The organism is Leifsonia lichenia, assembly GCF_054780215.1.
In genome coordinates this window covers 896346-916416 of the sequence record NZ_BAAGWT010000002.1, presented here as the reverse complement: position 1 = coordinate 916416, position 20071 = coordinate 896346, and the positions used below count along the sequence as shown (strand labels likewise).

Genomic DNA, 20071 nt, shown 5'->3' with positions numbered 1-20071 from the left:
GCCAGATCGTACGCCGAACCTCTAGCCTGAACAGATGACCATTGTGATCGAAAACCTTCCTCCCCTCTCCTGGAGCAACGGACCAGGCACGGCGGAGCAGCCTCGACGCGGCCGCGTGGTCGTGACCGCAGCGGCAGGGACCGACTGGACCAACAGCGCGTTCGGCGGCGAGCAGCAGCACGCGGCGACCTCCATCGGCTTCGTGCCCACCGAGGATTTCAGCCTCAGCGCTCGCGTGCGTGTGGCGGGGGAGCGCAGCACCTTCGACGCGGGCGTCCTCGCGATCTGGGGCGACAGGGATCACTGGGCAAAGCTCTGCTTCGAGTTCTCCCCGCAGGGGCAGGCCATGGTGGTCTCCGTCGTGACGAACGAGTACTCCGATGACTGCAACTCCACCGTCGTCACCGGCGACCACGTCTTCCTCCGGGTGATGCGGTCGGGCAGTGGATGGGCGTTCCACTCCTCCGCAGACGGGCGCACCTGGGACTTCGTGCGCGTCTTCCGGCTTGACTGGGCGGGTCAGGTGAACGTCGGCCTGATGGCCCAGGCGCCGCTCGGCGACACCTGCGTCGCGGAATTCGACGAGATCTCGTACAGCACGAGCATCCCCAGCGACGTCCGAAACGGCGAGTAAACCTCGATCACTGGTTGAAAATCCGCGCATCCACGGTCACGATGGGCTCATGAGGGCCATATGGACGGGTGCGATCACTTTCGGGCTGGTCAACGTACCGGTGAAGGTATACAGCGCGACGGAGGATCACGACGTCGCACTGCACCAGGTGCACGACGCCGATGGCGGGCGCATCCGGTACCAGCGTCGGTGCGAGATCGACGGCAAGATCATCCCGTACGAGCACATCGCGAAGGCGTACGACGACGGGGAGCGCACGGTCGTGCTCACCCCGGAAGACCTGGCCTCGCTGCCCGCGGAGCGCAGCAGGGAGATCGACGTGGTCGAGTTCGTGCCGAACGACCAGCTCGACCCGCTGATGTTCGACCGGAGCTACTACCTGGAGCCCGACTCGAAATCGCTGAAGGCGTACGCGCTGCTGCGCCGTACCCTGGAGGACTCCGACCGCACGGCCATCGTCAACTTCGCGCTGCGGCAGAAGACCAGGCTCGGCGCACTGCGGGTGCGCGGCGACGTGCTCGTGCTGCAGACCCTGCTCTGGAACGACGAGGTGCGGGAGGCGAGCTTCCCCTCCCTGGCGGACACGCCGCGGATCACACAGCGCGAGCTCGATCTCTCCGCCGCGCTGATGGAGAGCTTCGCAGGCGACTTCCAGCCGGAGAAGTTCAGCGACGAGTACCAGGACGAGCTGCGCAAGCTCATCAACGCGAAACTCGAACAGGGCGACACCATCGACACGGCGGAAACCTTCGGCGAGCAGGAGGAGAAGGCGAAGGGCGGGGGCGAGGTGATCGACCTGATGGAGGCGCTGCAGCGCAGCGTCGAGCGCAGCCGGGGCTCCGGCGCGAAGAGCGAGGCGAAGAGCGGTGCGAAGAAGGACGACGACGAGAAGCCGGCAGCGAAGAAGTCGGGCGCGAAGGCGAAGAAGACCGCCGCCAAGAAGCCAGCGTGACCCGGCTTCGCCGCAGCGACCCGTCCGGCCCCGGCTACCGCAGGATCAGCACGAAGAAGGCGCCGAGCTATCAGGACGAGGCGGGCAACCCGATCGTCGACGAGCGCGAGCTGGAGCGCATCCGGTCGCTGGTGATCCCGCCGGCCTGGCAGGACGTGTGGATCTCCCCGGACGCCCGGGGGCACATCCAGGCGGTCGGCATCGACCAGGCGGGGCGCAAGCAGTACCTCTACCACGAGTCGTGGAGGCTTCATCAGGACCGCCTCAAGTTCGAGCGCGCGGCTCAGCTCGCGGAGACGCTGCCCGCTGCACGCCGTCGCGTCACGATGGATCTGCGGGAGGACGGCTTCGGGCGCGACCGGATCCTGGCCGCGGCGCTACGGATCATCGACCTCGGGTCCCTCAGGATCGGCAGCGAAGAATACCTGCACGCCAACGGAAGCAGAGGGCTCACCACCCTGCTCTGCCGCCACGTCGCCATCGACGGCGACGACGTCACCCTGACCTTTCCGGCGAAGAGCGCCCAGAAATGGACGAGCACCGTCACCGACCCGGATGTGGCCGCCCTGCTCTCCGAGATCGTCGCCGCGCGCGGTCAGCGCTCCCGGCTGCTGTCCTGGAAAGACGGAACCTGGCACACGATCCGGCCGGCGTCGCTCAACGAGTACATCCGCCGCCAGACCCGCGGCGAGTTCACCGCGAAAGACTTCCGCACCCTGCACGGCACGATCACCGCGGCCGCAGCGCTCGCCGACTTGGGCACGGGAGGAACGGAGCGGGAGCGCACCAAGCGGGTCACCGCAGCGGTCGCGGCCGCAGCGGACGCGCTCGGGAACACCCCGGCCATCGCCCGCAACAGCTACATCGACCCGCGCATCTTCGACCGCTACCGGCAGGGCGAGGTCATCGACCTGCGCGGCGGGCGAGCGCCGGAGCCGGCGCTGCTGGAGCTGCTGGGGTAGTCGCTTCGGCGGTAATCACTCCGGCTGCTCACTCCGGCTGCTCACTTCGGCTGCTCACTTCGGCTGCTCACGTCTCCGCCGGTGCGTCCTCCGAAGACACATCCTCGCTCGACAGCGGGGCCGCGATCTCCTCCAGCGACTTGCCCTCCGCATCCACGCCCAGGAACAGTTCCACGAGCCCGGCGGCGATCATCAGCCCCGCTCCGATGTAGTAGCCGATGGCGACAGCGTGGATGCCGCTTTCGATCAGGTTTCCGAACAGGATCGGGCCGATGATGCCGCCGAGGCCGGTGCCGATCGCGTAGAAGAACGCGATCGCCATCGCACGCGTCTCCATCGGGAAGATCTCGGAGACGGTCAGGTATGCGCTGCTCGCGCCGGCGGAGGCGAAGAAGAACACGATCATCCAGCACGCGGTGAGCCAGAACGCATCCAGGATCTTCGCGTCGAACATCACCGCCGTGCCGACCAGCAGCACCCCGCTGCCGACGTAGGAGAGGGTGATCATGAAGCGGCGGCCGACCGAGTCGAACAGGTGCCCGAGCAGCGCGGGGCCGAGGAAATTGCCGATCGCGATCGGGACGAGTGCCCACGGAGCGAGATCGTCCGGGACGCCGAGGAGCTTGGTCAGCACCAGCGAGTATGTGAAGAACACGGCGTTGTAGAGGAACGCCTGGCCGGTGAACAGGGACAGGCCGAGCACGAAGCGCTTCGGATAGCGTGTCACCGCGACGCGGGCGATCTCGCCGAAGCCCGTCGAGCGGCGCTGCTTGATGCGGATCGCCTTGTCGGCGGGGACGGCGTCGAGCGGCTTCCCTGTGTCCTTTTCGACGTCCTCCTCGATCTCGCCGACGAGCTTCTCCGCCGCCTCGTCTTTGCCGTGGATGAACATCCACCGCGGCGACTCCGGGACGTTGCGCCGCACGAGCAGGATGACGAGGCCGAGCACGGCGCCCAGGCCGAACGCGATGCGCCAGCCGATGTCCGCGGCGAAGATGTCGGTGTTCAGCAGGAAGACCGTGAGCACGGCGCCGAACGCCGTGCCGAGCCAGTACGACCCGTTGATCGCCAGATCGACGAGGCCGCGGCGCCTGGCCGGGATGAGCTCGTCGATGGCCGAGTTGATGGCCGCGTACTCCCCGCCGATGCCCGCGCCGGTGAAGAACCGGAACAGGAAGAACATCCACGGGGCGAACGAGAACGCGGTGAGCACGGTCGCCACCAGATATAGGCCGAGTGTGACGATGAACAGCTTCTTGCGGCCGAAGCGGTCGGTGAGGTAGCCGAAGACGAGTGAGCCTGTGCACGCCCCGGCGACGTAGATGGCGGCGGCGAGACCGACGTCGGCGGTGGACAGCCCGAGGCCGCTGGAGGGCTCGGTGAGTCTGCTGCCGATCGCGCCGACGATGGTGACTTCGAGCCCGTCGAGGATCCACACGGTGCCGAGGCCGATGACCACGAGCCAGTGGAATTTCGACCAGGGGAGTCTGTCCATCCGGGCGGGGATGGTCGTTTCGATCGTCTTCAGCGACGTTGCCTGGGAATCCGATGTATGCGCACTCACGGAGCGCAACATACGTCGCCGTCCCCGATCCCAGCAGGGGCTTGACAGAACGGGATGCGTGTGACGAATCCGACACGCCTAGCGTTCCTATACCCCTGCTGTCAACCCCTTGTTGGGGGTCAAGCCGCGCTGAGAGCCTGAAGTCAGATTCCCCGCCCGACCGCGGGATCGCGCACCGCAGGGATGCAGAGCGAACAAATGAACATGAGTGATGGGAAGAAGACATGACAGTCCTCGAAGTGACCAACGACCCGGTGCGCGACTACCTGAACTCAATCGGGCGCACGCGCCTCCTCACGGCAGAAGAGGAAGTCGCTCTGGCCAAGCGCATCGAGATCGGTGTGCTGGCCGGCGAACGCCTCAGCAAGCGTCAGGGACTCACCGGCATGGAGCGCCGTGAACTCCAGTGGCTGGCCGACGACGGCAAGCGCGCCTTCGAGCGCTTCATCGAGGCGAACCTGCGCCTCGTGGTCAGCATCGCCAAACGCTACGCGGGCCGCGGCCTGCCGGTGATGGACCTCATCCAGGAGGGCAACCTCGGCCTCGTCCGCGCCGTCGAGAAGTTCGACTACGGCACAGGCAACAAGTTCTCCACCTACGCCACCTGGTGGATCCGCCAGTCGATCCTCCGCGGCATCGCGGACACGGCCAGGCTCATCCGCATCCCGGTTCACACCGTGGAGAAGATCGACAAGCTCGACCGCATCCGCCGCGACCTCGGTGGTGAGCTCGGACGCACCCCCACGCTCGACGAGATGGCAGAGGCGTCGAACCTGACCCCGGCCGAGGTGCACAAGCTGCAGATGAGCGACTCGGAGACGGTGTCGCTCGCTGTGCCCGTCGGCGAGAACGAGGGCGCAGAGCTCGGCGACCTGATCGAGGACGACGACTTCCCGACCCCCGCGGAGGCGGTGGAGGTCGGCTTCCGGCACCGCGACCTGGAGGAGCGCCTCAAGGATCTGCCCCCGCGCGACGCCAAGGTGGTCCGGATGCGCTTCGGCCTCGACGGCCAGAAGCCGATGACTCTGGACGAGGTCGGCGAGGTCTACGGCATCACCCGCGAGCGCGTCCGCCAGCTCGAGACCCGCAGCCTCAAGCGCCTCCGCAGCCCGGAACTGCTCGAGTACCTGCGCTGATCAGCGCGTCAGTGCGCATCGGTCCGTCCGTGCCGGTCGAGGAATCAGCGGCCGGGAGCCGAGTCCGCGTTCACCTCGTCGGCGCCGATCGCGCCGATCTCCTCCGTGAGCTGGAGGCCCTGTGCGCTGTTGGACGAGAGCGTGAGGGCTTCCAGCCACGCCTTGTTGATCGACGGCTGCCGTCCGCCGCTGTAGCGGAACAGCAGCGGGATGGACGGGTCGACCCAGATCGCGCTCCGGCCGTCGCCGACGCCCTGCTCGTCGCGCCACGACATGAAGAACCCTTCTTTGCGGCGCAGTTTCAGACCCACCACGATCTGCAGGTGTGCGAGGACCCGGTCCTCGAAGCCGATCTCCGTCGTCCCCGCGTATACAAGCTTGCCCATGGCACGAAGCTACAGGACGCGGAGGGCCTTCGCGTGCGAAGCGCCGAGCGTAAGGTCGCGGCATGACCGATTCAGCAGTGCATCCCGAGCAGCAGACACCAGAGGGGACCGGCGGCCGCCTGGCCCTGGTCACCGGCGCGACCGGCTACATCGGCGGACGCCTGGTGCCGAGGCTCCTCGCCGAGGGATTCCGGGTGCGTGTGCTCGCGCGCTCGCCGCAGAAACTCACGGATGTGCCGTGGGCTCCGCAGGTCGAGGTCGCCGAGGGCGACCTGCACGACCGGGATGCGGTGGCCGACGCCATGCGCGACGCCGACGTCGTGTACTACCTCGTCCACTCGATGCGCGCCTCCGGCGACTTCGACGACGAGGAGGCCGACGCCGCCCGCGTGGTGGCGGAGGAGGCGGGCGCCGCCGGAGTCGGCCGCATCGTGTATCTCGGCGCGCTGCACCCCGAGGGCGAGCTGTCACGCCACCTGCGGTCGCGGGTGGCGGTCGGCAGGATTCTTCTCGACTCGGGGGTGCCGACCGTCGTGCTGCAGGCCGGGGTCGTCATCGGCTCCGGCTCGGCGTCGTTCGAGATGATCCGTCACCTGACGGAGGTGCTGCCGTACATGCCCGCTCCGCGCTGGGTGCGCAACCGCATCCAGCCCATCGCGATCCGGGATGTGCTGCGCTACCTGGTCGCCGCCGCCGGCCTGCCTCCCGAGATCAACCGGGCGTACGACATCGGCGGGCCGGACATCCTGCGCTACGGCCAGATGATGAACGGCTTCGCGCTGGAGGCGGGGCTGCGGCAGCGCCCGATCGCGTCGCTGCCGGTGTTCACGCCGTGGCTCGCCTCGCAGTGGGTGAACCTCGTGACGCCCATCCCGCGCAGCCTCGCCGTTCCGATCATCGAATCGCTGCAGTACGACTGCGTGGTGCGCGAGCACGACATCGACGAGGTCATTCCGCCGCCGGAGGGCGGCCTCACCGGCTACCGCACGGCTGTCCGGCTCGCGCTCGCGCGGGTGCGCGACGGCGATGTGGAGACGAGCTGGCGCAACTCCTCGGTCGGGAACGCACCGAGCGACCCTCTGCCGAGCGACCCCGATTGGGCAGGGCACACCGTGTACTCCGATGTGCGAGAGCGGGAGAGCAGCGCATCCCCTGACCGGCTGTGGCGTGTGGTGGAGGGCATCGGCGGCGAACGCGGCTGGTACTCGTTCCCGCTGGCCTGGGCGCTGCGCGGGTGGATGGACAAGATCGTCGGCGGGGTTGGCCTGCGCAGGGGACGCAGGGATGCCGACCGGCTGCAGACCGGAGACGCGCTCGACTGGTGGAGGGTCGAGCGCATCGACAGAGGCAGGGAGCTGCGGCTTCGTGCCGAGATGCTGGTGCCGGGACGGGCGTGGCTGGAGATGCGGGTCGATCCGGACGGCGACGGCTCGCGCTACCGTCAGCGCGCGATCTTCTTCCCGAAGGGCTTGGCCGGGCGGCTCTACTGGTTCGCGATCCTGCCGTTCCACGGCGTGATCTTCAACGGGATGGCGAACCGGATCGTCGCCGCGGCGACCGCTCCGGACGAGGGTCCGGCTACTCCGCCACCGGCACCGGCGTCGCCACCGGCACCGGTGTCGCCACCGCAGTGAGCTCGGTGAGGAACCGGATGACCACCTCGCGCTCGTCGGGCGTCATCGCCCTGGCGACTTCGAACCGCTGCGCGTGCTGCTTGCCCATCATGCGGCGCACCTGCTGGTGCGTCTCCTCGGTGATGGCGACGGTGACTGCTCGGCGGTCGGTCGGGTGCGGCCTGCGCTCGATGTGTCCGGCGCGTTCCAGCCGGTCGAGGAGCTTGGTGGTGGATGCGGTCGAGATGTGGAGGTGCTCGGAGAGCGCCCCCGCCGTGACGGCGACTCCGGAGTTGACCGACGCGATGATGTATCGCAGGGCTTTCATGTCTGTGTCGTTCAGCTTCATCCGGCTGCGCGATTCGAAGCTCAGCCTCTGCTCGGCCTCTCGCCAGTCCCTGATGGCGGTGAGCACCTGCACCACCTGCGCGAGGTCGTCGTCGCTGAGGTCGTCGTGGCGGACGAGTTCCTGTCGGGGATCGATGACGCGGGGATCGAGAAGCGACCCTGAAACGCGTCGCGCGTCGTCCTTGGAACCCATTCCCACATCCTAGGCCCGAGTGTAAGAATCGTGCTAGGTTATTTACTTACTTGGCTAGACAAAGGGGAGCGGAGATGACCCAGGTCCATCAGGGAACACCACCGCGGATCGGTCTGGCAGAGGTCGATGCCCGGCTCGCCGCGTTCTTCGCCGAGCGAACGGAGCAGGCCACCCGCTACGGCAGCGAGTACCAGCGGCTCTGGACAAGCGCGAAGAGCGCCAGCGACGGCGGCAAGCGCATCCGGCCCGGTTTCGTGCTGAGCGCGTTCGACGCCATCGGTGGCCCCGCGTCCGGAATCGCGACCACCGCCGATGCCGTCGACACCGCCGTGGCCTTCGAGCTGCTGCACACCGCCTTCCTGCTGCACGACGACGTGATCGACGGCGACACGATGCGGCGCGGCAGACCCAATGTGTCCGGCGAGTTCGCCAGGGATGCGGTCTCCCGCGGCGTCCAGCCTGAGCGCGCCGCCCTCTGGGGAGAGACGGCCGCCATTCTCGCCGGCGACCTCCTGCTGCACGCTGCGGCCTCCCTGGTCGCCCGCCTCAGCGTCCCCTCCGCCTCCCGCACGGCGCTGCTCGACCTGCTCGATCACAGCATCTTCGTCACGGCGGCCGGCGAGCTCTCCGACGTGTCGTTCAGCGTGCGGCTCGATGAGGCGCGCCTGCCGGACGTGCTGGCGATGACCGAGCGCAAGACGGCGGCGTACTCGTTCGCCGGACCGCTCGCTGCCGGGGCGATCCTGGCCGGAGCAGGTGGAGACGTGCTGGCGGCTCTCGGCGAGTACGGCCGGCTGCTCGGCATCGCCTTCCAGCTCGGCGACGACCTGCTCGGGGTCTTCGGACGCGAGGACGCGACGGGCAAGAGCATCGTCAGCGACCTCAGGGAGGGCAAGGAGACCTCGCTCATCGCGTACGCGCGCGCCACGTCCGCCTGGCCGGGCATCGAACAGCAGTTCGGACGCGCCGACCTGGACCACGAGGCAGGCCGCCGCCTCGCAGCAGACCTCGAGGCCTGCGGCGCGCGCGGGTTCGTCGAGGGCCTCGTGACCGAGTACGCGGACGCCGCCGTCGCTGCGCTGGACGCGCCGGGCCTGCCCGTCTCGCTGAGCGACGAGCTCCAGGCGGTGGCCCGCTCCTGCGTGGGGAGGATCGCATGACCCGAGAGGCCGAACTCACCGCACCGGGCGGCTCGCACCCGGCCAATCCCACCGACCTGTCCCTCTACACCAGGGCGGCTCACACCAGCTCCGCCACGATCATCCACGAGTACTCGACATCGTTCGGGATGGCGACCAGGCTGCTGTCGCCCGAGGTGCGCCCGCAGGTCGAGGACATCTACGCCCTGGTGCGGATCGCCGACGAGATCGTGGATGGAGCGGCCGCGGAGGCCGGTCTGGCCGTCGACGATCAGCGCGCCCTCCTCGACGCGCTCGAAGCCGACACCGAACGGGCGATGCGCACGGGATACAGCGCGAACGTCGTCGTGCACTCGTTCGCCTGCACGGCACGCGCGGTCGGCATCGACGCCGCACTGACCGCGCCGTTCTTCTCGTCGATGCGCCGCGACCTCAGCCCGGTCGACTTCAGCTCCGACGAGCTGAGTGCATACATCTACGGCTCCGCCGAGGTGGTCGGCCTGATGTGCCTGCGCGCGTTCCTCTCCCACGAGCAGGTGGCCACCGAGCGCCGGATGCGGTTGGAGCGCGGCGCACGCCGGCTCGGCTCCGCCTTCCAGAAGATCAACTTCCTCCGCGACCTCGCCGTGGACTGGACAGAACTCGGCCGCAGCTATTTCCCTGGCATCGACCCCGGCAGACTGACCGAGCGGCAGAAGCTCGAGCTCGTGGTCGACATCGAGCGCGATCTCGGGGCGGCGGAGGACGCCATCCCCGAGCTCCCGGACAACTGCCGCAGGGCCATCGTGGCGGCGCACTCCCTGTTCGCGGAACTGACGGATCGCATCCGGTTGACGCCCGCGCCGCTGCTGCTGTCGACCCGCGTGAGCGTGCCGACCCGCACGAAGCTTGCGATCCTGGTGCGCGCGACAGCCGGGTGGGGGGCGGGATCGTACCGATGACGCGTCCGGCCTCCGTGGTGGTGATCGGCGGCGGGATCGCCGGAGTGGCGACCGCAGCCCTGCTGGCAGACGACGGCTACCGGGTGACGCTGCTCGAACAGCACGACACCCTCGGTGGTCGGGCCGGCACCTGGTCGGCGGACGGCTTCCGGTTCGACACCGGACCGTCCTGGTACCTGATGCCGGAGGTCTTCGACCACTTCTTCCGTCTGCTCGGCACCACGTCGGAGGAGCAGCTCGACCTCGTCACGCTCGACCCCGGCTACCGGGTGTTCGCGGAGTCGGGGGAGGCGCCGCTGGACGTGCGGGCGGACTACCCGGCCAACCGGGCGATGTTCGAGGCGGTCGAGCCCGGCTCCGGCGCACGACTGGACCGCTACCTGGACAGCGCCAGGGAGACCTACCGGATGGCGGTCGACCGCTTCCTCTACGGAACGTTCGCATCCTTCCGCCCGCTGTTCGCCCGCGACCTGGTGACCAGGCTCGGCCGCCTCGCCCGCCTTCTGCTCGAACCGCTCGGCCGGCTGGCCGCGCGCACGGTGAACGACACCCGGCTGCGGCAGATCCTCGGCTATCCAGCGGTGTTCCTCGGCACGTCGCCCGGCCGCGCACCGAGCATGTACCACCTGATGAGTCACCTCGACCTGGAGGACGGCGTCCACTATCCCCAGGGCGGCTTCACCACCATCGTCGACAGCATCGCGGCGATCGCCCAGTCAGACGGAGCAGACCTGCGAACCGGGGCCAGGGTCACCGCCATCCGCACCGAACCGGGCGTCGCCAGGGCCAGGGTCACCGGTGTCGAGTACCGGGATGCGGCAGGCGGGCTGCACTTCAGCCCCGCCGACATCGTCGTGTCGGCCGCCGATCTGCACTTCACAGAGACCCGGCTGCTGCCGGAGCAGCTTCGCACGTACCCCGAGTCGTACTGGGACCGCCGCGACCCCGGACCAGGCGCCGTGCTCGTGATGCTCGGCGTGCGCGGCGCGCTCCCGGAGCTGACCCACCACAACCTGTTCTTCACCACCGATTGGGACGACAACTTCGAGCGCATCTACGGCGCCGATCCGTCCATCCCCGACCCCGCTTCGCTCTACGTCTGCAAGCCGAGCGCCACGGACGGCACTGTCGCGCCCAATGGCTGCGAGAACCTCTTCGTCCTCGTGCCTGTGCCCGCCGACGTCTCCATCGGCTCCGGTGGGATCGACGGCGCGGGCGACAGAGTCGTGGAGCGCACGGCGGACGCGGCGATCGCGCAGGTCGCGGCCTGGGCGGGCATCCCGGACCTCGCGGAGCGCGTGATCGTGCGACGCACCGTCGGGCCTGACGACTTCGCCACCGACCTGAACGCCTGGCGAGGTGGGGCACTGGGGCCGGCGCACACCCTGCGGCAGAGCGCCTTCTTCCGCGGCCGCAACGCGTCGGCGAAGGTCGACGGCCTCCTCTACGCGGGAGGGACCACCATCCCTGGCATCGGACTGCCGATGTGCCTGATCAGCGCCGAACTCGTCCTGAAGCGTCTCCGCGGCGACACGAGCACCGGACCCCTGCCGGAGCCCCGCACCGCGGAGACCTCGGCGGAGTCCAGGCAGGAGCCGGTCGGGTGAGCATCCTCTACCTGGTGGCTCTGCTGATCCCGCTCGGCTCGATGGTGCTGCTCGACCGCGGCTTCCGGCTGTTCTTCTGGCGGGATGCGCGGCGGGCCGCGATCGTGCTGGTCGTCGGCGTCGCGTTCTTCCTCGCCTGGGACCTGGCCGGCATCGGACTGCACGTCTTCGCCCGCGGCGGCTCCCGCTTCATGACCGGCATCGTGCTCGCGCCGGAGCTTCCGCTCGAGGAGGTCTTCTTCCTCACCTTCCTCTGCTACCTCACGATGGTGCTCGTGACGGGAGCCAGGCTCCTGCTCGACCGCCGCGCGGCGGGCGGGGCTCCGGGCGATACCACCGCCTCGACGGGCACGGCCTCGACGGGCACCGCCTCGATGGGCGCCGCCTCGACGGACGCTGCGGCACACGACGGCGCCCGCGATCGGGGCGACGCATGACCTACCTACTCCTCAGCCTCGGGTTCCTGGCCGTCGCCGTCGCTGTGCTCGCCGTTGCGCTCGCGACCGCGCGCGATCGCGCAGCCGTCGTCCGCCGGTGGTGGCTCCCCGTCCTGATCGCCGGGCTCCTCCTCGCGGTGCTCACCGCTGTGTTCGACAACGCGATGATCGCCTCCGGCCTGATGACCTACGGCGAGGCGCACATCAGCGGCGCCAGAATCGGTCTGGTTCCCGTCGAAGACTTCGCATACCCGCTCGCCGGCCTCCTGCTCCTGCCTGCACTGTGGCTGCTGCTGCGGAGGCGGCGCCCGGAATGACGATGACGCGCTCCACCTCCCCGTTCCGCCAGCTCGTGCTCGCCTCGCGACCGCTGAGCTGGATCAACACCGCGTTCCCTTTCGCCGCCGCCTACCTGCTGACCACCCGGCAGCTCGACCTCACCCTCGTCGTCGGCACGATCTACTTCCTCGTCCCGTACAACCTCGCCATGTACGGGATCAACGACGTGTTCGACTACGAGTCCGACCTCCGCAATCCGCGCAAGGGCGGCGCGGAGGGCGCCATGCTCGACCGGGGGATGCACCGGCGCACTCTGATCGCTGCGGCCGTCACGAACATCCCGTTTCTGCTCTACCTCGTCGTGGTCGGCTCCCCGCTGTCCTGGCTGGTGCTCGCGGTGAGCGTGTTCGCCGTGCTCGCGTACTCGGTGAAGGGTCTGCGGTTCAAGGAGATCCCGTTCCTCGACTCCGTGACCTCCAGCACCCACTTCGTGAGCCCCGCGGTCTACGCGCTGGTGCTGGCCGGCGCCGCGTTCACGCCGCAGCTCGGCGCCGTGCTGCTCGCCTTCTTCCTGTGGGGGATCGGCAGCCACGCGTTCGGCGCCGTGCAGGATGTGGTGCCGGACCGGGAGGGCGGTATCGCCTCCATCGCCACCGCACTCGGCGCGAAGGCGACGACCAGGTTCGCCATCGCCGCGTGGGCGCTCGCCGGGGTCGCGATGCTCTTCACTGCCTGGCCTGGACCGCTCGCGGCGGTGCTCGCTGTGCCGTACATCGTTGCGGCCGCGCCGTTCTGGCGGATCACCGAAGAGGACTCCGCCGCCGCCAACCGCGGCTGGCGGCGCTTCCTCTGGATCAACTACGCCTGCGGCTTCCTCGTGACCATGCTGCTCATCCTGTTCGCGGCGATCACGAGCTGAACGACGCGATCTCTGGCCCGACGGCCTTCTCGGAGACCTGGTGGGTCTGCCCGGCGAGCACGCCGAACCGGGCGCCGGGGATGGTCGCGGCCAGCGCATCCTGAGCCTCGCGCATCGGGTCGGCGGCTTTCGATCCCACCAACACCAGGGTCGGCACGGCGATGGTCGCCAGCCGTTCGGTGGGGAGGCGAAAGCCGTCCATCACCCGGATGTCGTTCGGCAGTGTCGGGGCGACGGCCGTGAGCTGCTTCCAGACCTTCGGCATCAGCCGCATCATGGCGGGCATGAACACGGGAGCGCCGACCATCTTCGTGAGGAAGTAGCCGACGGCCGCACCGTTCTTGCCCTGGGCGAGCAGCGCTTGCACGGCGGCGAGGTGATCGACGCTCGTGTCCTTCCAGCCGTCCGCGATGTACGGCGCCTCGTAGGTCACGAGCCGGCGCATCGGGATGCCGGCCGCAGCGGCTTCGAGCGCGACGCCGGCTCCGGACGAACTGCCGTACACGTCGACCTCCCCTCCGGTGTCGGCCCCCGCCTGGGCGATCACGGCACGCAGGTCGTCGACTTCGTTCTGCACGGCATACGGCTGTCGGTCGCCGCTTTCACCGCGGCCGCGCCGATCGTACGCATAGACGGTGAAGCGGTCGGCGAGCAGCGCGGCGAGCGGTCGCGCAGGGCCGAATGCGCGCGAGCACAGCGCGCCGTCGACCAGCACGAGCGCTGGTCCCGTTCCGGAGCGCTCGTACACGATGCGAGTGCCGTCTTCGGAGCTCACCGCCCCGGTGGTCGGGGCGACGGTGGATGCGGTCTTGTCGGTCATGCTGCTATCCCTTCGTTCTCGCAAGCTGCGCGTCGAGCTTGACGAACGACTCGCCCCAGCCGGTCTCGGTCTCGTGCTGGGCGTCGCGGTCGAACGGGCCCTGGTGCAGGGTGATCCTGGTGCGGTCTCCGTGGTCGTGGAACTGGATGCGCAGGAAGAGGTTGTCGAGCGCGCCCATCTCGGCCACGGCGGAGACATCGAGAACGAGCAGTTCCGGCTCGACCAGTTCGACGATGGTGCCGCGCATCGGGAAGGTGCCGCCCGTGGCGTCGTTCACCATCGCGAGCTCCCACCGCCCGCCGACCCGCGGCTCGACCACGATCGATTCCTCCGGTGCCGAATGCGCCGTCGGTGCGAACCAGGACGCGAGCAGGTCGGGCTGCATGAAGAACTTCCACACCAGCGCGCGCGGAGCGTCGAACGCCCTGGTGATGTAGACGTCGGTGTCGGCGATCCCCGCCGGTCGGCCGCTGTCGTTCATGATGCCTCTTCTTCCTCGTGTGGCTGGTGTCCTGTCATCGAACCGGGCTCGCGATCGCGCACAGGCTCGTGTTCGTGCCGGCGTTCCTGCTGCTGGAAGGCGGCAATGGCTGCATCGAGGCGGTCGAAGCTCGCGTTCCAGAACCGCTTGTACCGCTGCATCCACTCGGTCGCCTCCCTGAGCGGTTCCGCCTCGAGATGGCTGAGCCGCGTCGTGGCGACCCGGCTTCGGGAGACCAGCCCAGCGTGCTCGAGCACCTTGAGGTGCTTGGAGATCGCCGGCTGGCTCATCGCGAACGGCTCGGCGAGCTCGCTCACGGAGGCGTCGCCGTCTTGGAGGCGAAGGAGTATCTCGCGTCTGGTGGGATCGGCGAGGGCGGCGAACACCGCGCTGAGCTGGTCGGTCTGCTCCACACCCATCGACGTTCGTCCTATCCATAACCAAATGGTTCTATAACCGATGAGGCAAGAATAGTGGATGCGCGGCCCGTGTCAAGAGGGACCGCGCATCCCGCGCCGATGCCCGCGCGCAGTCCTTCTCAGTCGCGCTTCGGCAGCTCCTGCAACGCCCACTCGTTGCCGTCCGGGTCGGCGAAGGTCACGAAGCGGCCCCAGTCCAGGTCGGCCACGCCCTCCGCATCCACGCCGTTCTCCCGAAGGTGGGCGAGTGCGTCGTCTGCGTTCTGCACCACGATCTGCAGTCCGCGCTGCGACCCGGGCTCCATGTCCGTCAGCCCTTCGCCGAACGCGATCGAGCAGGCGGAGCCAGGAGGGGTGAGCTGCACGAAACGCAGTGTCTCGGAGACCCGCTGATCGTGGTCGGCGACGAAGCCGACCTGGTCGACGTAGAACGCCTTGGCGCGGTCGACGTCGGTGACGGGGATGGTGATGAGTTCGATGCGCCAGTCGGTGATGGCCATGAGCTGAGCCCTTTCTCTCGTGTTGTCCGTTCGTTGTTCCCAGCGTACGAACGATTGCGGTCATCTTCCGGCCGCAATGAAAATCTGGGGAAAACATCTCACTCCCTGCCAGTGGGGAGGAAGCTCACAGCGCAGGGACGGTATCGTCAAAAGGCAACGCGGACACCCTCCGCACCAGGACGCCCGAGAAAGACGAACGAGCGATGAGCGACAGCCCGGCTTCGCCCACCCCATACGAGGTGCTCGGCGTCGCCTCCACCGTCAGCCACGACGACCTCCGCCGCGCCTATCGTCGGCTGCTCAGGGAGACCCACCCGGACACCGGCGGCACCGCGGCGCGCTTCCAAGCGGTCCAGGAGGCCTGGGAGCTCATCGGAGAACCGGACGACCGCGCCCGCTACGACCGCGGCGAGTCCGCATACACCTCCGACGTCACAGCGGAGGGCTCCACCGGAGGCGGGTTCAGCGCCACCTTCCACGCCACCCGCTCGCAGTCGCAGGGCGCAACGGTGCGCGCGCGCGCAGCTACGGCCATCCCGGCGGACAGGCGCGCGAACGCTACCTGCACCTCATGCGTGAGTGGATGGGCAGGGGAACCGAACTCGACGACCCGTACGATCCCGGGCTCGTCCGTTCCGCCCCGCGCGAGATCCGCCAGCTCCTCGCTGTCGCGCTCGCCGAGGAGGCGACCGCGCGCGCCGTCACCGGCCTCGGCATCGGCTTCACCATCTGGAACGACGTCTCCGTTCATCCCCGTTCCGACGCGAAGCTCGACCACGTGGTGCTCGGCCCTGCGGGGCTCTTCGCCATCCGTTCGGCCGACTGGGGAGGAGAGGTCAAGCTCTCCAAGGGCGATGTGGTCGGCCAGACGGTCGACCGCGACGAGCAGCCCTTCCACGACCTGCTGCGCGACGCCAAGACGTTCTCGCGTCAGGTGGGCGTGCGCTTCACCGGCCTGATCATCGTGGTCCCGGACGACGCGCTCGCCGTGCCGTACGACCGCATCGAACGCGGACGACTCGCCGGGTCGCTGCTCGTGCGCCGCTCGCTGCTTCCGCTCGTCCTCCGCAACGGCGCGAACGCCGCGGGCAGGGAGAGCGTCGACCGGGCGTTCGAGCTGCGCCCCCGGCTCCAGGAGAGCATCCGGTTCGTCTAGACGCGAAGGCCGCCGGAGGAGCAGAGTGGGGACATGGTCACACCACTCGACATCTTCAGCGGTTTCAGCGTCAACGACATCCCAGCGGCCAAGGCGTTCTACGCCGACACGCTGGGGCTCCAGGTCACCGACGGCCCGATGGGCAACCTCGACCTCGCGCTGCCGTCCGGAAGCCATGTCTTCATCTACCCGAAGGACGACCACACCCCGGCGACCTTCACCATCCTCAACCTGGTCGTGGAGAACATCGACGACGCGGTCGACGAGCTCAACGCCAAGGGTGTCAAGACCGACATCTACGACGACCCCAACCTGCCGACCGACGCCAAGGGAGTCCTGCGCGGCAAAGAGGTCGACCGCGGGCCGAACATCGCCTGGTTCCTCGACCCGGCTGGCAATGTCGTCTCGGTGATCGAGAACTAGCCAGTCGAGTGGTCCCGAATTGCCGTGCGGCCTACGCGCGCACGGCAATTCGGGACCACTCGTTGCCGGGCGGGGGTGACGGGTCAGGGGGCTAGCCGGGTGCGGAGGGAGGTCGCATCGACGGGGGAACGCACTTTGAGGTCGTTGTCGAAGTAGGCGTAGACGTCCTGACCGGCGTGCAGCCAGGTCCGGATGTCCTCCGCCCAGCGGTCGAGCGCATCCGGGGTGTATCCGCTCGCGTACAGCTCTTCGTCGCCGTGCAGTCGCAGGTACTGGAAGTCGGCGGTCGTCTCCCGGATGACGGGGTAGCGGCCGGCCGTGTCCGCGACGACGATGGCCACTCCCGCATCCCGTGCGATGGCCGTGAACTCGGGCACGTCGAAGGTCGTGTTGCGCACCTCGACCGCGTGACGCAGCGGGGCGTCGACCGCGGGGGAGAGGAACGTGCGGTCCTCGTCCAGCGTCGACTCCGCGCCGAGAGTCGCTGCCGCGGAGGTCGTCCGCGGCAGCAGTGCAAGGAACGCGGCGACCGCCTCCGGGTCGAACGACAGGTTCGGCGGGAGCTGCCACAGCATCGGCCCGAGCTTCGCGCCGAGCGCCAGCACTCCGGAAGCGCAGAAGTTGGCCACGGCCTCTCGCGCGTTCCTCAGCCGCAGAATGTGCGTGATGTACCGGCCGCCCTTGACAGAGAAGACGAAGTCGTCTGCCGTCTCCTCGGCCCAGCGGCGGTAGCTCGCGGGTTTCTGCAGCGCGTAGAAACTGCCGTTGATCTCGATCGAGTCCAGCCGCTCTGCCGCGTACGCCAGCTCGGCACGGTGCGGGAGACCCTTCGGGTAGAAGGTTCCGCGCCACGGTGCATACGTCCATCCGGAGATGCCGATGCGGGCGACGGCCATCAGCGCCCCCGCAACTGGTCCAGGATGCGCCTGTCGCGCTTCGTCGGACGCCCGGCCCCGCGCTCGCGCACGATCGCAGACGGCGCCTCGGCCTTCGGCGGCGGAGGGGGAGTCAGCTCGTCGACGCACTCGGCCGCGACCGCGGCGCCCACCCGCTTCACGATCAGCTTCCTGGCGATCAGGATGCGCTCCGTCTCGCCGACGCGAGCCCGCACCTCGTCGCCGACCTTCACGGGCGTCGCCGGTTTGGCCTTGTCGCCGTTCACCCGCAGGTGGCCGGCCTTGCACGCCGTGGATGCGGCGGAGCGGGTCTTGTACAGCCGCACCGCCCACGCCCAGGAGTCGACGCGGACGCTCGCAGGTTCAGCCACGATCAGATCGCTTCTGCGAGCTGGCTCTTCCACTTCACGAGGCTGCGGACGGTCTTGCTCCTGTCGCCGGCGAGCTTGTCCATCACATCCGCCGGGACGAAGTAGTTGACGGCCACCCAGCCGCGCACGACCTCCGAGCGGTCGTCGGCGAGCATCCGGAGGATGTCGCACGGCGTCGCCTCGTTCTTGGCGACACATCCGCGGACCCCGGCGTCCTGGTCTTTCGCGAGGGTGAGGAAGAGGTCCTCCGGCGTGTTGTAGCTGCTCGCGACGCTCTCCCTGATCTTCGGGTTCGGGTCGGCGGCCAGCAGACGCAGGCGACGGATCTTGCTCTCGGTGACCGGGGGAGACGGATGCAGCGCCGCCGCCTCCTCCGCGGTGAGCATCGCAGGCCGGTGCTCACGCATCGCCTGACGCTGGGCCGGGGTGTTGAACCGAATGCACGACATCCTCCAACGGTACGCGCTCGATCCATCGAAATGTGGAAGCGGGCGCGCGTCGCGCCGGGTTACCGTAAAAGCATGGAATCCCTGCTGAGAACGCTCGACCGCATCGCGGGAGGACGGAACGCCGACTACACGATTCCGGATGAGAACCTGCGCGATCCGAAGACCCGCCGCGCGTTCGTGGTGATCACCTGGCTGCTCGTCGCCGAGTTCGTCGTCGGCGTCGCCGCCGTCGCGATCGCGGTGGTCCTGGCCGTCGGCGGCGAGAGCATCCCGTGGGCGGTGTGGATGCGCAGCGTCGTGGTGCTCGGCATGACGGTGACGCTCTTCTACTTCGCCTGGCGCGCGCAGAAGGGCTACTACTGGGCGTACTCGCGGCTGCGGCTGTTCTCGAAGATCTTCCCGGTCGTCACGCTCGTCATCGCCGCGATCCCCGGGCTGTACCCGCTGTGGATGGTCACCGAGCAGATCCTGTTCAGCCTCATCCTGATCGGCGTCGCGGACTACCTCGACTCCGACCACATGCGCGCCGCTTTCCCCAAGCCTGCGAAGTCCGGCGGGGACAAGCCGCGCCGGGCCGGGCACGGTCCGGCTACGGCGTGACCGGCTCCTCGCCTCGACCGCGCGGCGGCCACGGCACGATCGGCGACGTGCGGCGCTGGTACTGCGCGTACTCGGGGTAGCGCGACAGCGAGATGCTCTCGGTGAACACCGTTGAGCCGATGAACAGCCCGGTCAGCAGCAGAGGACCGATTACCGTCCACTGCAGGATCGACCCCGCGGCGACGCAGCCGAACAGGAAGACCACCCACCACTGCGCCTGCTCGAAGAAGAAGTTGGGATGCCGCGAGACGCGGAACAGGCCGGACTGCAGGAAGCGCGGCTGCGGCTCGCGTCCAGCGGCCTTCTCCGCGTTCTTCCACTGGTGGAAGTTCCACTGCTGCTGGTCGGCGACTGTCTCGCCGACCAGGAACGCGAGGAAGACGACGGCGCAGACGATGTCCAGCGCGCCGAGCGGGGTCTGGTGCAGGTATGCAGTCCAGGCCGGGAGCGTGATGAGGAACAGCAGCACGTTCTGGTAGATCACGATGAAGAACAGGTTGAACAGCCAGAACTGCCAGGCGGGCATCCGTCCGCGCAGCACGGCCCAGCGGTAGTCCTCTCCGCCCGGCGCGTACCCGCCCTTGCGCGCGAAGTTGAAGGTGAGCCTGATGCCCCAGAGGGTCACGAGGATCGCCATGAGGTTGAGCCGCGCATCCTGCAGACCGGCGAAGCCCGCGTAGATCCAGACGTACCCGACCGGCACCACCGACCAGATGCGATCGACCCAGGAGTGCTCGCCCGTGATGAGCGAGAGCACCCAGGTGACGACGCAGACGCCGACCAGGACCCACAGACTGACGATGAAAGGCTCCACGCCCACATCTTATGCACGCATTCGTCCCGCGC

25 protein-coding genes and 1 pseudogene are annotated in these 20071 nt (G+C 68.6%); 15 read left to right on the top strand and 11 right to left on the bottom strand.

The genetic code is table 11. The features are described from left to right. Nucleotides 1-34 precede the first annotated feature (34 nt). The 3 genes from ACYVGI_RS08915 to ACYVGI_RS08905 are packed head-to-tail and all read left to right on the top strand — an operon-like array spanning nt 35 to nt 2548. The gene (locus ACYVGI_RS08915; protein ID WP_460632242.1) at nt 35-634 is read left to right on the top strand and encodes a DUF1349 domain-containing protein; all 600 of its coding nucleotides are present in this window, start codon (nt 35-37) and stop codon (nt 632-634) included. 49 nt (nt 635-683) lie between these two features. Then, nucleotides 684-1586 carry a non-homologous end joining protein Ku gene (ku, locus tag ACYVGI_RS08910; RefSeq protein WP_460632241.1) on the top strand — a complete coding sequence of 301 codons (903 nt, stop codon included), beginning with the start codon at nt 684-686 and terminating at the stop codon, nt 1584-1586. Continuing rightward, nucleotides 1583-2548, top strand: coding sequence for a DNA topoisomerase IB (locus ACYVGI_RS08905; protein WP_460632240.1), 966 nt, complete (start codon nt 1583-1585; stop codon nt 2546-2548). Before ku ends, ACYVGI_RS08905 begins: the two co-directional genes overlap by 4 nt. Before the next feature lie 67 nt (nt 2549-2615). Here ACYVGI_RS08905 and ACYVGI_RS08900 read toward each other — a convergent pair whose 3' ends face one another. Further along, nucleotides 2616-4043 carry an MFS transporter gene (locus ACYVGI_RS08900; RefSeq protein WP_460632239.1) on the bottom strand — a complete coding sequence of 476 codons (1428 nt, stop codon included), beginning with the start codon at nt 4041-4043 and terminating at the stop codon, nt 2616-2618. A 293-nt stretch (nt 4044-4336) separates the two neighbouring features. Here ACYVGI_RS08900 and ACYVGI_RS08895 point away from each other — a divergent pair, with 293 nt between their 5' ends. Beyond that, entirely contained in the window at nt 4337-5248 is a 912-nt protein-coding gene (locus ACYVGI_RS08895) for a sigma-70 family RNA polymerase sigma factor (protein WP_460632238.1), read from the top strand. Nucleotides 5249-5292: 44 nt separating this feature from the next. On the opposite strand, the gene ACYVGI_RS08890 is transcribed toward ACYVGI_RS08895, so the two are convergent. Then, on the bottom strand, nt 5293-5634 hold the full coding sequence (locus ACYVGI_RS08890) for a DUF7882 family protein (protein ID WP_055895873.1): 342 nt from the start codon (nt 5632-5634) through the stop codon (nt 5293-5295). Between the two features lie 62 nt (nt 5635-5696). Between ACYVGI_RS08890 and ACYVGI_RS08885 the strand changes: the two genes are divergently transcribed. Next, the gene (locus ACYVGI_RS08885) at nt 5697-7268 is read left to right on the top strand and encodes an SDR family oxidoreductase (RefSeq protein WP_460632237.1); all 1572 of its coding nucleotides are present in this window, start codon (nt 5697-5699) and stop codon (nt 7266-7268) included. On the opposite strand, the gene ACYVGI_RS08880 is transcribed toward ACYVGI_RS08885, so the two are convergent. Next, a complete protein-coding gene (locus ACYVGI_RS08880) occupies nt 7213-7788 on the bottom strand; it encodes a MarR family winged helix-turn-helix transcriptional regulator (protein WP_460632236.1) in 576 nt (191 codons plus the stop codon). The genes ACYVGI_RS08885 and ACYVGI_RS08880 overlap by 56 nt on opposite strands. Nucleotides 7789-7862: 74 nt before the next feature. Between ACYVGI_RS08880 and ACYVGI_RS08875 the strand changes: the two genes are divergently transcribed. From ACYVGI_RS08875 to ACYVGI_RS08850, 6 genes are read left to right on the top strand one after another with little or no spacing between them, the layout of a single operon-like run. Beyond that, the gene (locus ACYVGI_RS08875) at nt 7863-8948 is read left to right on the top strand and encodes a polyprenyl synthetase family protein (RefSeq protein ID WP_460632235.1); all 1086 of its coding nucleotides are present in this window, start codon (nt 7863-7865) and stop codon (nt 8946-8948) included. Continuing rightward, entirely contained in the window at nt 8945-9868 is a 924-nt protein-coding gene (locus ACYVGI_RS08870) for a phytoene/squalene synthase family protein (RefSeq protein WP_460632234.1), read from the top strand. The genes ACYVGI_RS08875 and ACYVGI_RS08870 overlap by 4 nt, the downstream gene beginning before the upstream one ends. Next, a complete protein-coding gene (crtI, locus tag ACYVGI_RS08865) occupies nt 9865-11475 on the top strand; it encodes a phytoene desaturase family protein (protein WP_460632233.1) in 1611 nt (536 codons plus the stop codon). The genes ACYVGI_RS08870 and crtI overlap by 4 nt, the downstream gene beginning before the upstream one ends. Continuing rightward, the gene (locus ACYVGI_RS08860; RefSeq protein WP_460632232.1) at nt 11472-11912 is read left to right on the top strand and encodes a lycopene cyclase domain-containing protein; all 441 of its coding nucleotides are present in this window, start codon (nt 11472-11474) and stop codon (nt 11910-11912) included. The genes crtI and ACYVGI_RS08860 overlap by 4 nt, the downstream gene beginning before the upstream one ends. Beyond that, nucleotides 11909-12229, top strand: coding sequence for a lycopene cyclase domain-containing protein (locus ACYVGI_RS08855; protein WP_460632231.1), 321 nt, complete (start codon nt 11909-11911; stop codon nt 12227-12229). Before ACYVGI_RS08860 ends, ACYVGI_RS08855 begins: the two co-directional genes overlap by 4 nt. Nucleotides 12230-12231: 2 nt before the next feature. After that, a complete protein-coding gene (locus tag ACYVGI_RS08850) occupies nt 12232-13110 on the top strand; it encodes a prenyltransferase (RefSeq protein WP_460632230.1) in 879 nt (292 codons plus the stop codon). Here the strand turns inward: ACYVGI_RS08850 and ACYVGI_RS08845 are convergent. From ACYVGI_RS08845 to ACYVGI_RS08830, 4 genes are all read right to left on the bottom strand, one after another. Continuing rightward, nucleotides 13100-13930, bottom strand: coding sequence for an alpha/beta fold hydrolase (locus tag ACYVGI_RS08845; protein ID WP_460632229.1), 831 nt, complete (start codon nt 13928-13930; stop codon nt 13100-13102). The two genes, ACYVGI_RS08850 and ACYVGI_RS08845, sit on opposite strands and share 11 nt — an antisense overlap. A 4-nt stretch (nt 13931-13934) precedes the next feature. After that, entirely contained in the window at nt 13935-14411 is a 477-nt protein-coding gene (locus tag ACYVGI_RS08840; RefSeq protein ID WP_460632228.1) for an SRPBCC family protein, read from the bottom strand. After that, complete coding sequence (locus tag ACYVGI_RS08835; protein WP_460632227.1) at nt 14408-14830, bottom strand: ArsR/SmtB family transcription factor; 423 nt, start codon at nt 14828-14830, stop codon at nt 14408-14410. The genes ACYVGI_RS08840 and ACYVGI_RS08835 overlap by 4 nt, the downstream gene beginning before the upstream one ends. A 119-nt stretch (nt 14831-14949) precedes the next feature. After that, entirely contained in the window at nt 14950-15330 is a 381-nt protein-coding gene (locus tag ACYVGI_RS08830) for a glyoxalase superfamily protein (protein ID WP_460632226.1), read from the bottom strand. 203 nt (nt 15331-15533) lie between these two features. Here ACYVGI_RS08830 and ACYVGI_RS08825 point away from each other — a divergent pair. From ACYVGI_RS08825 to ACYVGI_RS08815, 3 genes and pseudogenes are all read left to right on the top strand, one after another. Then, nucleotides 15534-15674, top strand: a pseudogene (locus ACYVGI_RS08825) (DnaJ domain-containing protein); the annotation flags it as partial. A 239-nt stretch (nt 15675-15913) separates the two neighbouring features. Further along, a complete protein-coding gene (locus ACYVGI_RS08820; protein WP_460632225.1) occupies nt 15914-16486 on the top strand; it encodes a nuclease-related domain-containing protein in 573 nt (190 codons plus the stop codon). A 33-nt stretch (nt 16487-16519) separates the two neighbouring features. Further along, nucleotides 16520-16909, top strand: coding sequence for a VOC family protein (locus ACYVGI_RS08815; protein ID WP_460632224.1), 390 nt, complete (start codon nt 16520-16522; stop codon nt 16907-16909). Nucleotides 16910-16992: 83 nt separating this feature from the next. On the opposite strand, the gene ACYVGI_RS08810 is transcribed toward ACYVGI_RS08815, so the two are convergent. From ACYVGI_RS08810 to ACYVGI_RS08800, 3 genes are read right to left on the bottom strand one after another with little or no spacing between them, the layout of a single operon-like run. Beyond that, nucleotides 16993-17805, bottom strand: coding sequence for a DUF72 domain-containing protein (locus ACYVGI_RS08810; protein WP_460632223.1), 813 nt, complete (start codon nt 17803-17805; stop codon nt 16993-16995). Continuing rightward, nucleotides 17805-18176 (bottom strand): RNA-binding S4 domain-containing protein, encoded by a 372-nt coding sequence (locus ACYVGI_RS08805; protein ID WP_460632222.1) that lies wholly within the window; start codon nt 18174-18176, stop codon nt 17805-17807. The genes ACYVGI_RS08810 and ACYVGI_RS08805 overlap by 1 nt, the downstream gene beginning before the upstream one ends. A gap of 2 nt (nt 18177-18178) precedes the next feature. Beyond that, nucleotides 18179-18625 (bottom strand): hypothetical protein, encoded by a 447-nt coding sequence (locus ACYVGI_RS08800; RefSeq protein WP_460632221.1) that lies wholly within the window; start codon nt 18623-18625, stop codon nt 18179-18181. 72 nt (nt 18626-18697) lie between these two features. On the opposite strand from ACYVGI_RS08800, the gene ACYVGI_RS08795 reads away from it, so the two are divergent. Then, a complete protein-coding gene (locus ACYVGI_RS08795) occupies nt 18698-19225 on the top strand; it encodes a hypothetical protein (RefSeq protein WP_460632220.1) in 528 nt (175 codons plus the stop codon). Here the strand turns inward: ACYVGI_RS08795 and ACYVGI_RS08790 are convergent. Next, nucleotides 19215-20039 (bottom strand): DUF1295 domain-containing protein, encoded by an 825-nt coding sequence (locus tag ACYVGI_RS08790; RefSeq protein ID WP_460632219.1) that lies wholly within the window; start codon nt 20037-20039, stop codon nt 19215-19217. The genes ACYVGI_RS08795 and ACYVGI_RS08790 overlap by 11 nt on opposite strands. Between the last annotated feature and the right edge of the window lie 32 nt (nt 20040-20071).

Coding starts and splice junctions, on each gene's coding strand:
- ACYVGI_RS08820 (WP_460632225.1), top strand. CDS start 15,914: ATGGGCAGGGGAACCGAACTCGACGACCCGTACGATCCCGGGCTCGTC.
- ACYVGI_RS08890 (WP_055895873.1), bottom strand. CDS start 5,634: ATGGGCAAGCTTGTATACGCGGGGACGACGGAGATCGGCTTCGAGGAC.
- ACYVGI_RS08835 (WP_460632227.1), bottom strand. CDS start 14,830: ATGGGTGTGGAGCAGACCGACCAGCTCAGCGCGGTGTTCGCCGCCCTC.
- ACYVGI_RS08800 (WP_460632221.1), bottom strand. CDS start 18,625: ATGTCGTGCATTCGGTTCAACACCCCGGCCCAGCGTCAGGCGATGCGT.
- ACYVGI_RS08855 (WP_460632231.1), top strand. CDS start 11,909: ATGACCTACCTACTCCTCAGCCTCGGGTTCCTGGCCGTCGCCGTCGCT.
- ACYVGI_RS08870 (WP_460632234.1), top strand. CDS start 8,945: ATGACCCGAGAGGCCGAACTCACCGCACCGGGCGGCTCGCACCCGGCC.
- ACYVGI_RS08815 (WP_460632224.1), top strand. CDS start 16,520: ATGGTCACACCACTCGACATCTTCAGCGGTTTCAGCGTCAACGACATC.
- ACYVGI_RS08900 (WP_460632239.1), bottom strand. CDS start 4,043: ATGGACAGACTCCCCTGGTCGAAATTCCACTGGCTCGTGGTCATCGGC.
- ACYVGI_RS08915 (WP_460632242.1), top strand. CDS start 35: ATGACCATTGTGATCGAAAACCTTCCTCCCCTCTCCTGGAGCAACGGA.
- ACYVGI_RS08895 (WP_460632238.1), top strand. CDS start 4,337: ATGACAGTCCTCGAAGTGACCAACGACCCGGTGCGCGACTACCTGAAC.
- ku (WP_460632241.1), top strand. CDS start 684: ATGAGGGCCATATGGACGGGTGCGATCACTTTCGGGCTGGTCAACGTA.
- crtI (WP_460632233.1), top strand. CDS start 9,865: ATGACGCGTCCGGCCTCCGTGGTGGTGATCGGCGGCGGGATCGCCGGA.
- ACYVGI_RS08845 (WP_460632229.1), bottom strand. CDS start 13,930: ATGACCGACAAGACCGCATCCACCGTCGCCCCGACCACCGGGGCGGTG.
- ACYVGI_RS08810 (WP_460632223.1), bottom strand. CDS start 17,805: ATGGCCGTCGCCCGCATCGGCATCTCCGGATGGACGTATGCACCGTGG.
- ACYVGI_RS08880 (WP_460632236.1), bottom strand. CDS start 7,788: ATGGGTTCCAAGGACGACGCGCGACGCGTTTCAGGGTCGCTTCTCGAT.
- ACYVGI_RS08830 (WP_460632226.1), bottom strand. CDS start 15,330: ATGGCCATCACCGACTGGCGCATCGAACTCATCACCATCCCCGTCACC.
- ACYVGI_RS08840 (WP_460632228.1), bottom strand. CDS start 14,411: ATGAACGACAGCGGCCGACCGGCGGGGATCGCCGACACCGACGTCTAC.
- ACYVGI_RS08795 (WP_460632220.1), top strand. CDS start 18,698: ATGGAATCCCTGCTGAGAACGCTCGACCGCATCGCGGGAGGACGGAAC.
- ACYVGI_RS08885 (WP_460632237.1), top strand. CDS start 5,697: ATGACCGATTCAGCAGTGCATCCCGAGCAGCAGACACCAGAGGGGACC.
- ACYVGI_RS08875 (WP_460632235.1), top strand. CDS start 7,863: ATGACCCAGGTCCATCAGGGAACACCACCGCGGATCGGTCTGGCAGAG.
- ACYVGI_RS08850 (WP_460632230.1), top strand. CDS start 12,232: ATGACGCGCTCCACCTCCCCGTTCCGCCAGCTCGTGCTCGCCTCGCGA.